Origin of the sequence: Flavimaribacter sediminis (assembly GCF_019492055.1) — a bacterium.
Lineage (GTDB): Bacteria > Pseudomonadota > Alphaproteobacteria > Rhizobiales > Rhizobiaceae > Flavimaribacter > Flavimaribacter sediminis.
The window spans coordinates 406,440-418,877 of record NZ_JAICBX010000003.1; the positions used below are offsets into that span (position 1 = coordinate 406,440).

Genomic DNA, 12,438 nt, shown 5'->3' on the forward strand with positions numbered 1-12,438 from the left:
GGAACCAGCGCCTCCGAACAACTCGTCTACTGCGAGGCGCCCGCCGAAGCCCGTGCTTTCCAGGCGCGGACGACCTGATCGAAGACCTGGGCGCCGGTCGCGCCTTTTTCGAGGGCCATGACGGCGCGTTGACCGTTTCCATAGGCGATCGGAATGTCGATCCAGTTGCGCTCTTCAAGCAGCCGAACATTCAACTCGGCCGCCTCGACATAGTCGTTCAGCGCTATCATGAAGAAGCTGTCCGTAATCTTGGCCGGCACCGAGATCAGTGTGTCGCCTCTGTCCTGTTCGTTCTGTTTCATCGCGGGACTCTGCACCTGGGCGATGCCGCTGCCGTTGAAACTTTCAGTAAGAGCAAACACAATTTCGATCAGATGGCTTGCAGGAAGGGACTGATCAGCATTGCGCTTGATCGTGATGAGCGCGTTAAGTCCCTTCGACGGAACGCTGACCTCGGCCTGGATGGCGGGCTCCGGAGGCAGGGCGTCGCCTGGTGACTCGCGCACCACGGACCAGAGGACGGTTCCTTCCTCGCCGGTCGTTCCCTGCTGACCGGGAATTTCCTCATACAGAAACATCTTCTGGCTTACGCCTGGAGCATCCGCGCCGGATTGCGTCGCGGCGGCGGGTTGCTGGTTTGCCGAGGCGGCAGACGCCGCCTGGTAATCCGTCAGCGCGGCCATCGACTTGCCTTCTTCGGTCAAATTGGCGGAGGCTGTGCGCGCCGGGCCTTCATCGACCTCGCGACCATCCGGCAGAAGCCGCTGTGTGAACTTGTCGGAATCGGCGGCGTTGTCAATCGCAGCTCGGCTGGTTTCCGACGGAACATCCTCGGTCCTGCGTTCTACCGCCTGCTCAGGTTGTCCTTTCTGGTCGCCATCCTCGACGACGCCGTCGCCGCCGAGAGCCATGATGGTCTGGCTGATATCGATGATTGGCCCCCGATAGATATAGGCCGCTACGCCAATCGCGATCAGGATGATCAGTATCAGGACTGTCGAGATCCAGGAACCACCGCGGCTCGATCCGGTCTTGCGCGATTTCCCTGCAGAGCGCTGACTTTCGTCGTTCCAGTCCGGTTCATCCTCAGCCCAATCGTCGAAGCCGTCGCTCCGGGCGCCGCGGTGCGGCGGCGGCGGCATGGGCTCATCCATACCGTCGTCATAGTCGTCATCTGCGTAGCCGCCCGTTTTGTAGCCGTCCCCGTAATCATCTTCATAACCGTCTTCGTAGTCGTCGGCATAGGCGTCTTCCGGCCCGTAGTCAGGCTCTTCATATACCGGCTGACGTCTTTGCTGGCGGGGCTGCTGAGGCGGGGGTGGAGGCGGCGGTGGCGGGCCCCTTCTCTGCTGCGGATGCGGAGGAGAAGGCTGCTGCGGAGGCGGAGGAGAAGGTTGCTGCTGCGGCGGCGGGGCGGATTGGGGCTCGACGTCGTAGTCTTCCAGCCCTTCCATATCTTCCGCACGGGCGCCAACGATATCTGCGAGCAATTCGTCCTCGAGACTCGGCGCTTCGTCGAGGTTGTGCTGATCCTCGATATCCCTGATCGCGTCTTCCAGTTTCGCCAGTTGTTTCTGCTTCACGGCGTCCGAAAGCGGAGGATTGATATTGTCGAGCTGTCGGGAAATTGCTGCCCGGGCACGGTCATAGACTTTTGCGCGCAAGTCCGGCGTGTTGTCGTTCAGCCCGTCAACGGCTTTTTCTATGACTGAGTGAAAATCCACCATACGAATGTGCTCTTTTGATACGCGACGCTAATGCCAACCGGGATTCAGCTTAATCTTCAAAAGGATCAGTAACAAGGATTGTATCCTCCCGTTCCGGACTTGTTGACAATAGCGCAACTGGAGCACCGATCAATTCTTCAATATGACGAACGTATTTTACAGCCTGCGCCGGAAGATCATTCCAGCTTCTCGCTCCGACTGTGGATTCCTTCCATCCTTCGAGCGTTTCATAAACGGGCACGACGCGCTCCTGCTGGCTTTGGCTGGCCGGCAGAAATTCCATGTCCTGATCGTCGAGCCGGTAGCCAACACATATTTTCAACTCGTCCAACCCGTCGAGTACGTCAAGCTTCGTGAGCGCGATGCCGGTGATGCCGTTATTCGCGACGGCCTGACGCACAAGCACTGCGTCAAACCAGCCGCAACGCCGCTTTCGGCCCGTCACCGTCCCGAATTCGTGGCCGCGTTCACCCAGAAACTGACCGACCTCATTGTCCTGCTCGGTCGGGAACGGCCCTTCGCCCACCCTTGTTGTATAGGCCTTGGTGATGCCCAGAATATAACCGAGCGAGCCCGGTCCCATTCCTGATCCTGCGGCCGCCTGGCCGGCGACCGTATTGGACGAGGTGACGAAGGGATAGGTGCCGTGATCGATATCAAGCAGCGTGCCTTGCGCTCCCTCGAAGAGAATCCGTTTACCCGCGCGACGCCGCTCATCGAGCAAACGCCAAACGGTCTCGCGAAACGGCAAGACGCGATCGGCGACCGACTGCAGTTCCTCCATGATTGTCGAATGCTGAATTTCCGGTTGGTCCAGGCCCCTGCGCAGGGCGTTGTGGTGGGTCAAAATGCGATCAACCTTGGAAGGAAGCGTCTCCATATTGGCAAGGTCCATGACGCGGACCGCCCTGCGACCGACCTTGTCCTCGTAGGCGGGCCCGATGCCGCGCCGGGTCGTGCCGATCTTCGATCCGGAGTTGCTGGCCGCATCCTCGCGCAGCGCGTCGAGTTCACGGTGCAGCGACAGAATCAGCGTCGCATTGTCTGCGATTCGCAGATTGTCCGGGGTAATCGTCACGCCCTGGGTCGCCAGTCGATCGATTTCGGCGACGAGCGCATGCGGATCGATGACGACGCCGTTTCCAATGACCGACAATTTGCCTTCCCGCACCACACCCGACGGCAGCAGGGACAGCTTGTAGCTTGTTCCGTCGATGACCAGCGTATGGCCGGCGTTGTGCCCGCCCTGAAACCGCACGATCACATCAGCGCGTTCCGAAAGCCAATCGACGATTTTTCCCTTACCCTCGTCTCCCCACTGCGAGCCGATCACGACGACGTTGGTCATACAGTCCCCTTAACTACGATACATCCAAATACAGCCCGACGCGGACCAAACCCGCGCCTCTATAACGCAATGTATGCCCAAACGAAATGATTTGACGGAATTGCGCAACCTATTCTGCGCCCGGCGCGGCGCCATGCGCTGTAACGAATTGTCCCGACCCATAAAAAAGGGATAAATTCACCGTGCTCAGCGCACCGCGGAAGTCAGTTGCGCGCCTGACCATGAGCCGTCGATTGCAGGCTGCGCAGAAAGCGGCGAATATCGGAAGGCGTTGCGCCCCTTTCGAACGCATCGAGCGAGGCCTGAGTCCAGCCGCTGGCGGGGCGCAATTCGGCGGCCAATCTCCGATGCTCCCGTCGCTCCCGGGGTTGCAGAGGCAATTTCGCCGCCTCATTGATGAGAAGCACCAGATCGTGGACGAGGCGCATGCCTCGAAAGGCCTCCATCATCGGTTTGAGGAGCGACCGGTCGTCTTTCCAGGAACGGCCTTTGAATATGTCCTGCGTCACCCTCTGACCCGCGCCGAGGCAAGAATATTGCATGCATCCGCGAAATCCGCGCTGTTCACGTTGATCATGGATCGCACACCCTTGGGACGGGTCGAGATGTTCGCAAGGAACGCCGGAAGGCTTGTCGATGGCGAACATGTCCGATTTGTCGAAGGCAAGGGCTACGCAGCACAGGTCTGCGCACCGCGAACAGTCGTCACGCAGGTCCGGCTCAATCGATCTGGCGTTCATATCCGACAACAAGAAACATCGACCCGAGGCATTGATCGGCGTGTTCTATCAAACGCCCGGTCCGCCGACAATGGCAAACGAACGACCGCCGTCTGCCCCCCTTGTCAACCAGGCAGGGGCAGGCATTGCCCTTCAAGAACATTGTTGTTTTCGTTGGTCTCCTCAATCAATTCCGGATCGTCCGCCAAAACATTGAATGTACAGGCCGCGGGACACCGCTCCGGAATCGGAAACCCGATCTCCGTCGTTTCACCGCTCGCAAGCGCGGGAGTATCGACATCCGGGACGGCAAGCGCGCCGAATTGGGCGGAAGTGATCGAGGCGGGCGCCGCCCCTGGTCCGAGGTTTCGGACAAACACCCTGATCTCCTTAGGCCTGTTGCCCTCACCCGGCCCTGGTGGAACACAAGAGTATTTGAGCGGCGTAAGATCCGGCTTCTCACGCGGCGTCGGCTCCTTCTCGACAGGTTTGCGAATGCGCTCCCGTATCTGCTCGACATGCATGCTGGTTTGCGCGGTCGTGACCGAATACAGTCCGGACACGTCGAGCGATCTTGGCGCCTGCACCACCACGAATCCTTCGGCGAACGGGACGGGATTTCCGGCAATGTCCGACGCATTTCTCAAGATCTCGGTACATTCCGTTTTCAAGGCCTCGTCATATGCGAGTTCGTCAATGGCCAGCGGAAAGACGTTGCCCGGCTTCTGCGCCGCCGGCGGATAGGTCAAGGCTACTTTCTTGAACAGATGCACCTGTTCATCGTTCGGATTATGGATATTGACCGTGGTCGCATAAATACCGCGCGTCAGAGGCGCGGGCTGCAGGCTCGTCTGTTCGCCGCAAGCGAATTTCGCCGCATATTCGTATTTGACGCACAAGGCCCGCGCGTCGATGACCGTCTCGTTATTGTCCTCGTCCAGATCCTTGCCGGTGATGCTTTCAACGACAGCCCTGTTGTTTACGGTCAGGAACTGTGCGCCGTCGCAATCCAGATCTGCTCTCAGGCGCAGGCCGAGTTTGAAACTCATGCTTTTTCCAACCTCCAGCATGACAGGATCGCAGGAAACCTCCTGATTTCCAGACAGCGCACATCCACCCGGAACGTCCAGTAGCACCGCCTGTTCGGGAAAGCTGTCCGTCAGAACGAATTCGGCGCGGTTCGGGCCATTATTGGTGACGGTGACGTCGTAGTCGAGGCTCTGGCCGGCGACCACGAAGTCCGAAACCACCTGCTTTTCGACCTGGAAATCGGTCGCGAGCGTCTGCTCGTATATTTCGAGTATCTCGTCGCCATCGTCCACCTCGATCGCCTGCGCCAGATTGCTGACTGGACCGGTTTCCGAATCGTCGAAGTCCAGTTGGCTCAGCACGATCGCATCCCAGTCGTTGAAGCCGGAAAGTTCCTCCAGATCGCCGTCGTTGTTGATATCGGAATCGACGCCGGTCTCGCCGGAATTGCTATCTCCGTCCCAGTCAATGGCCACATCAATACGCGAATCGACCCATTGTCCGGCGGTCTGGTCGAAATAGGTGATATGATTTGCCTGGTCGCTCGGATCGGTTCGTTTGCCTTCATCCAGATCGTCTTCATCGAGAATACCGTCGGGCTGCGGGATCGGAGCCGACACGCGACCGCCCGGCACGCGTGGCGGCGAATAGTCCATGATACGGCAATCCTTCACGCCGTCGCCGTCGAGATCGCTTGCCGTTAGCGGATTCTCCTGCTTGATCCCGAAAGCGTAGGCATAGTTCATGATGCTGACGAAATTCGGCTTCCTGTTCGGTTCGCCCGGAGCGCCCCCATGCCGCAAGCCAAGCGCGTGGCCGAGTTCGTGCATGAGCGTCGCCGATCCCGTGCCTGAGGGAAACAGACCATTTTGCGGGGCCTGGCAGCCGACGGTCTCCGGCGCCAGCAGGATCAGGACATCATTGCCGCCGAGTTCCGCTTCTCCGAGAAGCGATCCCTTGCGAGGCGCGCTCATCACATAGCGAAAGATCTGACGGCGTTCTTCATCGAAATTGTCGTTGCGGGTTTCATAGAACTCCACTTCACCATCGCCATCCTGATCCGTGCCGAGATCCGTAATGTTCGCGACAGGGACCTGATTGCCTCTCCCGAGATTGCCGCCTCCGGCGGCCAGATCGGAAAAGGCGATGTCTCCGACCAGACAATCCGTATCGCCCGCGTCGGCAAAACCGTCGGACCCGTTGTCTATTCCGTCGTTGCAGCTACCGTTGGAAAAGCCATCCTCCGCCGCGGAAAGATCGATCAGATTGCCCGCGTCGACATGGATCTCTATCCCGTCGGCATTGTCTGGATTGACGATGCCGCCCGCATCCTTGGGCGCGAGCGCAAAAGCATTCTTGAGCGCCTGAACCATGCCACGGGTTGGTTCAGCGCCTGGCATCCAGTCGATTTCCAGAAACAGATCCTTGTGGTTGGGATTGGCGCCCATCGCCACGAGATCGACGTCGACGCCGTTGGAAGGATCGCAGTCGGCGTCTACCCCTTGTGTCTCCCAGAGGTCGTAGAGACCATCGCCATCGGAATCGTCAAGATCCGTGGAAAGCACCACTCCCGCCAGTTCGACCCTGCGGCTTCCGGTGCGGAAATCGGAATCGCCCTGCAGGCCGTTAGCGACCGCCCGCGCCCGTATGAACGCAGCATATTCGACCCCGGCGGTCAGGTTTACATCCATTTCAATGGGAGCGAAGGGAATGGCGTTTACTGGCTGGATGGTCGAGGTGAAGGGCGCGCCGTTTTCGCTGTGGTCCACGGCGACGACGCTCGCAAGTTCGACATCGTTCGTCAGGTCGCGAAGCTTGGCTTCCACCCGGATCGATCCGGCATTGATATTGCCAAATCCATGAAGTTCGCCAACCGCCAGAATACCGTTGAATGACGCATGAACGGGTCCGCTGATCGTGGGCGTAAAACGAAATCCAAGCTCCGCGGTCGAACTGTTCTCTGAGCCGGCGGCGCCGCCTTCCGCGCTCAACCGCGCTGTGTTCGCCGCCGCTTCGACGGAGGCGTTCTGCCCGCCGCTGCTGGTAAAATCGATTGTTGTGAGCGTGAGTTCTCCGCCGCAGAAGGACTCTGCACGCACTTCTCCGGTCAGACCGAGCTCTATAAGTAATGACGGAATAAATAGCGCAGAAACCAAGACAAAACCGTTAAAATTCATATCTAAATCCCTCTAACTTCGCAGTTTCCACCCTTCAATGCATATGCCGTTTATTCAAAATGATTTTATTAATGGACAATAATGAGACTGATTTTACATTTTTTACGAATATACTTTCAAATATTGTTAAGATAGAGAAATTGTCTCGTGATATACTATTCGTAATATTTATATTATGTATTCAGGTGAGATCTGCGACGATCCGAGGTTAGCGGTGAATTCCATTTACACACCCGCCAAAATCCCCTACCCCGGCATTCCGCCGAAGAACCGGTCCAACAACGAGAAGTTCGCCAATGCACCTGCGCGCCTACGTCCTGCTGGTAGCAACCACCATGATGTGGGCGGGCAATACGATTGTGGGGAAACTGGCGGTCGGTCATATCAGTCCCGCCGTTTTGACGCATCTGCGATGGACCATCGCCATCGTCATCCTGTTTCCAATCGCCTGGCCTCATCTGAAGAAAGAATGGCCGATCATTCGCAACCGCCTGCCCTATCTGTTCGCTCTGGGAACGCTGGGCTTCACGATCTTCAACAACCTGTTCTATATCGCGTTCAAATATACGAGCGCGCTTAACGTGGCGATCGAGCAGGCTTCGATGCCGCTGTTCATATTCCTTCTGAGTTTTCTGATTTTCGGCAGCCGCCCGACACGTTTCCAGATCATAGGGTTCGCGATCACGATCACGGGCGTCGCCACGGTTGCAAGCCATGGACAGCTTTCTCGCCTGGCGGACCTCGATGTCGGCCTTGGCGACGGATTGATACTGCTGGCCGTCGTCAGCTACGGCGCGTTCACTCTCGCATTGCGATGGAAACCCGACCTGCACTGGGCGAGCCTGATGCTAACCCTATCCGTGTCGGCGTTCATCGGGTGCATTCCGGTAACGCTGTGGGAATATTCAGCCGGCGAAGCAATGCTCCCGGACAAACAAGGTCTGGTGGTTCTGATTTACGCCGCGCTGTTTCCGTCGATCCTCGCCCAGATATTCTATATCCGTGGAAACGAGCTGATCGGCGCCGGTCGCGCCGGCGCCTTCATCAATCTGGTGCCGCTGTTTGCGACCGGACTGGCGGTCGCCATCCTGGGCGAACAACTCATGCTCTACCACATCGCCGGCATCGTTCTGGTGCTCGGCGGGATCACGCTCGCCGAGCAAGGTCATGGTACGGCTCAGAAATCCGGCTGAGCCGCTTTCGGATCCATCTACGCGACGTCGAAGACGAGCGGCTTGGCCGACAGGATTTCCTTGTGGGCGAGAACCAAGTCGAGCACTTTCTCGCCCACCGGATCGTCGACATAAAGCAGCGCGATTGCATCGCCGCCCGGCCGGTTCCGGCCAAGGGAGAAGTTCGCGATATTCACGCCGGCGTTGGCGAATTCCGTGCCCAGAATACCGATAATGCCCGGGGCGTCCGCATTGGTCGTGTAAACCATATTGGCGCCGACCTCGGCGTCCAGATTGATGCCCTTTATCTGGATGAACCGCGGCTTGCCGTCGGAGAAGCAAGTGCCTGCAACCGAACGCGTGTTCGCAGCCGTCTTGACCGTCAGCTTGATATAGCCGTCAAACACGCCTGACTTGTCGCGTCGCGCTTCCGACAGGATGATGCCGCGCTCCTTCACCATGATCGGCGCAGAGACCATGTTGACGTCGGCGACCTGCGGCCGGATCAGTCCCGCCAGAACGGCGCTGGTGAGCGCCTTCGTGTTCATATTGGCCGTGCTGCCGTCATAGAGGATTTCGACCTCCTTGATGGCGCTTTCGGTCACCTGCCCGACAAAGGCGCCGAGCACTTCCGCGAGCTTGACGAAAGGCTTCAGCCTTGGCGCTTCTTCCGCGGAAATTGAAGGCATGTTGATCGCGTTTGTGACGGCGCCTTTCAGCAGATAGTCGGACATCTGCTCGGCTACCTGCAGGGCGACGTTTTCCTGCGCCTCGTTGGTCGAAGCGCCCAGATGCGGCGTGCACACCACATTGGGCAATCCGAACAGCGGGCTCTCGACAGCCGGCTCGACCTCGAAGACATCGAAACCGGCGCCCGCGACCTTGCCTGAGCGAATGGCGGCGGCCAGATCGGCCTCGACGACGAGACCGCCGCGCGCGCAGTTGATGATGCGGACGCCTTCTTTCATCGAGGCGATGGCTTCGGCGTCAATGATCGCCCTTGTCTTGTCGGTCAGCGGAACGTGCAGAGTGATGAAGTCGGCGCGCTTGAAGAGTTCCTCGAGTTCGACCTTTTCAACGCCGAGCTCTTCCGCCCGCTCCGCGGATAGAAACGGATCGAAGGCGACCACATGCATCTTCAAGCCGATGGCGCGGCTGGCGACGACCGAACCGATGTTTCCGCAGCCGATGAGGCCGAGCGTCTTGCCGGTGATTTCGACGCCCATGAATTTCGACTTTTCCCATTTGCCGGCCTGGGTGGAGGCGTCGGCGGCCGGAATTTGCCGGGCGACGGCGAACAGCAGGGCGATGGCGTGCTCGGCGGTGGTGATCGAGTTGCCGAACGGCGTGTTCATGACAATGACGCCGCGGCGCGAGGCCGCCGGAATATCGACATTGTCCACCCCGATGCCGGCGCGCCCGACAACCTTCAGCTTGTCCGCCGCCTCGATCAGCTTCTGCGTGACCTTGGTGGCGGAGCGGATGGCGAGACCATCATACTGGCCGATGATTTCCTGAAGTTTTTCCTTGTCCTTGCCGACATCCGGCAGAAAATCGACTTCTACGCCCCGATCCCTGAAGATCTGGACTGCGGTTTCGGACAGTTTGTCCGATACGAGAACGCGTGGCGCCATGAAGGCCTCCCTTGAAACGCAATTTCGAATGAGGAATGAAGAGGGGTCGCGTGCAAGCGACCCCTGATTTCGTCAGGCGGCCGCCTTCAGCGAACCGAGCTGTTGATGAAAGGCCCAGTCCAGCCAGGGCATGAGCGCTTCCAGATCGGATGTCTCGACCGTCGCGCCGGCCCAGATGCGCAGGCCAGCCGGAGCGTCGCGATAGGCGCCGATGTCCTTGGCGACGCCTTCCTTGTCGAGAAGCGCGACAATGCCCTTGGCGAATGTCGCCTGCTCGTCCGCGGGAAGGGACGCGACGGCGGGATGGACGATCTTGAGACAGACGGACGTGTTGGACCGGGTCGCCGGATCGGCCGCCAGGTTGGCGATCCAGCCGGTCTTTTCCACGAAGCCGTCTATGGCGGCGAAATTGGCGTCGGCGCGGGCCAGCAAGGCCGAAAGACCGCCGATCCGCTTCGCCCAGTTCAGGGCGTCGAGATAGTCCTCGACACACAGCATCGACGGCGTGTTGATGGTTGCGCCCTCGAAAATGTCGGCGATCAGCTTGCCGCCTTTCGTCAGGCGGAAGATCTTCGGCAGCGGCCAGGCTGGCGTGTAGCTTTCAAGCCGTTCCACGGCGCGCGGACTGAGGATCAGCATGCCGTGTCCGCCTTCGCCGCCCAGCGCCTTTTGCCAGGAGAAGGTGACGACATCCAGTTTTTCGAACGGCAACGCCTGCGCGAAGGCGGCGGACGTGGCGTCACAGATCGTCAGGCCTTCACGGTCGTCCGGAATGAAATCGCCATTCGGCGCGCGAACGCCGGACGTCGTTCCGTTCCAGGTGAAGACGACGTCGCGATCGAATTCGATTTTCGAAAGATCGGGCAATTCGCCGTAATCGGCTTCCAGCTTTTTCACGTCGTCGAGTTTGAGCTGCTTGACGACGTCGGTGACCCAACCGGAACCGAATGATTCCCAGGCGACCATGTGAACGCCGCGGGCGCCGAGAAGCGACCAAAGCGCCATTTCGACGGCGCCGGTGTCGGAGGCCGGCACGATGCCGACGAGATAATCGTCGGGAACGCCGAGCACTTCCCGGGTAAGGTCGATCGCCTGCTTGAGTTTGGCTTTGCCCGCCTTGCCGCGATGCGAAACGCCGAGAGCGGCGTCGCTGAGAGCTTCCGGGGACCAGCCCGGCCGCTTGGCGCAGGGGCCAGATGAAAAACGGGGATTAACCGGACGGATGTCCGGCTTGGATATATCTGTCATGTCTCTATCCTTCCAGATAGTCAGCCTCTCGTTGGGGAGAGGTGTCCCGTCTGGCGAGATAGCGAAAGTCCCGGAAAACCGCAAGAAAAATAATTCAGTATGTGCAGCTTCCTGCAACGATTTGCAGAACGAAGCGGGAACCGTGTCAGTAAATTGGCACAAATCTGGCACAGGCAATTCACGGTCTGTTCTTGCAGATCAAGGGACAGATCTGCCTCTTGAAAACGAAACCGCCGCTCGGGCTGGACCCCTGAACGGCGCAGAACAAGGCCCAGGAACTGGCGCTGCGCTCCGCCGCGATCCAGATGCTCGGCCTTTGGGCCTATCGCGCCGGCGGCACCTTCAACCCGGACACGGTGCGGCTTGGCCCCGGCGAGTTCTGGGCGATGCAATCGACGGGCGGCATCATGGGGCCGGACGTGCAGCGTCTCGACCAGCCGGGCGGACGACTGGAAATCGCCCGCATGGTGATCGCCAACGGGCAACAGCAGATCCGCGACGCGCTGCTCGACACGCGGATCAACGACGATGGCGGCACGCCGGCTTCGGCCTCGGAGATCGCCGTGCGGATGCGGCAGAATTCCAACACCTATGTCGGCTCCTACGGGCGGCTGAACAATGACGTTCTGCCGGTCGTCATGCCGCGCGCCATGGAGATCCTGAAGGACTGGCGATTGCTGCCGGAACTGATGGTGTTCAACCAGTTGCTCGCGACCTTTTCCGTGCCCTCCCCGATGGCGATGGCGACCAAGGCCGACCAGCTCGAGGCGATCACCAATTTCATGCAGCTCGTCGAGGCGGTGGAAGCGCTTCCGCATGCCGGGCGGGAGGTTTCGAAGCCGCGCTTCTACGACCGCGCCCGCAAGGCGATGATGGTCGACCCGTCGATCGTCACGACCGAAGCGGAAAAAGAGGCCTTCGACGAACAGGCCGCCAAGCAGCAACTCGCGGCTCAAATGGGCGAGATGGCCAATCGCGCCGCGCCACAGCTTGCGCAGGGTCTGATGAATGGAGGCCAAGCAGCATGACAACGATGACCGCACTCATGCGCGACGTGTTGCGCTCGGACAGCCTGTTCGCCGACATGTCGGATCAGGACTTCGAGACGCTGATCGACCAAATCAGCCCGGCCGAGACCGGGCCGGATTTCGTGCCCGACGAGGACGTCAAGCGGATGCTCGCGGCCTTCTGGACGTCGCACGATGCCCGGCGGGTGATCGAATGGCTGCTCGATATCACCATACGGGCGCCCTACCCCGTCACCGGTCAGAACCGGGACGATCTGGCATTCGCCGCCGCCAAGCACCAGGCGCGCGTGGCGATCGGCCGGGCGGTGGTGATGGCGGCAGCACAAGGTTTCAAACTGCTCAAGAAGGAACGATGA

The 12,438-nt window shown here is 59.6% G+C and carries 8 protein-coding genes and 1 pseudogene; 3 read left to right on the forward strand and 6 right to left on the reverse strand.

The window, feature by feature from the left end; genetic code table 11:
- Window positions 1–26: 26 nt before the first annotated feature.
- From K1W69_RS17640 to K1W69_RS27330, 4 genes are all read right to left on the reverse strand, one after another.
- Window positions 27–1,727: a hypothetical protein gene (locus K1W69_RS17640; RefSeq protein ID WP_220229739.1), complete on the reverse strand. Its 1,701-nt coding sequence runs from the start codon at window positions 1,725–1,727 to the stop codon at window positions 27–29.
- 49 nt (window positions 1,728–1,776) lie between these two features.
- Window positions 1,777–3,075, reverse strand: coding sequence for an adenylosuccinate synthase (locus K1W69_RS17645; RefSeq protein ID WP_220229740.1), 1,299 nt, complete (start codon window positions 3,073–3,075; stop codon window positions 1,777–1,779).
- 203 nt (window positions 3,076–3,278) lie between these two features.
- Window positions 3,279–3,815, reverse strand: coding sequence for a hypothetical protein (locus K1W69_RS17650; RefSeq protein WP_220229741.1), 537 nt, complete (start codon window positions 3,813–3,815; stop codon window positions 3,279–3,281).
- Window positions 3,816–3,919: 104 nt separating this feature from the next.
- Window positions 3,920–6,922: a CARDB domain-containing protein gene (locus K1W69_RS27330; protein WP_220229742.1), complete on the reverse strand. Its 3,003-nt coding sequence runs from the start codon at window positions 6,920–6,922 to the stop codon at window positions 3,920–3,922.
- Between the two features lie 374 nt (window positions 6,923–7,296).
- Here K1W69_RS27330 and K1W69_RS17660 point away from each other — a divergent pair, with 374 nt between their 5' ends.
- Window positions 7,297–8,193: a DMT family transporter gene (locus K1W69_RS17660; RefSeq protein WP_220229743.1), complete on the forward strand. Its 897-nt coding sequence runs from the start codon at window positions 7,297–7,299 to the stop codon at window positions 8,191–8,193.
- A 17-nt stretch (window positions 8,194–8,210) separates the two neighbouring features.
- On the opposite strand, the gene serA is transcribed toward K1W69_RS17660, so the two are convergent.
- Window positions 8,211–9,806, reverse strand: a complete 1,596-nt coding sequence (gene serA, locus K1W69_RS17665) for a phosphoglycerate dehydrogenase (RefSeq protein WP_220229744.1) — start codon at window positions 9,804–9,806, stop codon at window positions 8,211–8,213.
- Window positions 9,807–9,878: 72 nt separating this feature from the next.
- Window positions 9,879–11,054, reverse strand: coding sequence for a phosphoserine transaminase (locus tag K1W69_RS17670; protein ID WP_220229745.1), 1,176 nt, complete (start codon window positions 11,052–11,054; stop codon window positions 9,879–9,881).
- A 275-nt stretch (window positions 11,055–11,329) separates the two neighbouring features.
- Here K1W69_RS17670 and K1W69_RS17675 point away from each other — a divergent pair.
- Both K1W69_RS17675 and K1W69_RS17680 read left to right on the forward strand, forming a co-directional pair.
- Window positions 11,330–12,082: pseudogene (locus K1W69_RS17675) on the forward strand (portal protein); the annotation flags it as partial.
- Window positions 12,079–12,438, forward strand: coding sequence for a hypothetical protein (locus K1W69_RS17680; protein WP_220229746.1), 360 nt, complete (start codon window positions 12,079–12,081; stop codon window positions 12,436–12,438). The pseudogene K1W69_RS17675 and the gene K1W69_RS17680, both read left to right, overlap by 4 nt.

Excerpts from the sequence above, each read along its gene's own strand:
- K1W69_RS17640 (WP_220229739.1), bottom strand. The coding sequence starts at position 1,727 with ATGGTGGATTTTCACTCAGTCATAGAAAAAGCCGTTGACGGGCTGAAC.
- K1W69_RS17645 (WP_220229740.1), bottom strand. The coding sequence starts at position 3,075 with ATGACCAACGTCGTCGTGATCGGCTCGCAGTGGGGAGACGAGGGTAAG.
- K1W69_RS17650 (WP_220229741.1), bottom strand. The coding sequence starts at position 3,815 with ATGAACGCCAGATCGATTGAGCCGGACCTGCGTGACGACTGTTCGCGG.
- K1W69_RS17660 (WP_220229743.1), top strand. The coding sequence starts at position 7,297 with ATGCACCTGCGCGCCTACGTCCTGCTGGTAGCAACCACCATGATGTGG.
- serA (WP_220229744.1), bottom strand. The coding sequence starts at position 9,806 with ATGGCGCCACGCGTTCTCGTATCGGACAAACTGTCCGAAACCGCAGTC.
- K1W69_RS17670 (WP_220229745.1), bottom strand. The coding sequence starts at position 11,054 with ATGACAGATATATCCAAGCCGGACATCCGTCCGGTTAATCCCCGTTTT.
- K1W69_RS17680 (WP_220229746.1), top strand. The coding sequence starts at position 12,079 with ATGACAACGATGACCGCACTCATGCGCGACGTGTTGCGCTCGGACAGC.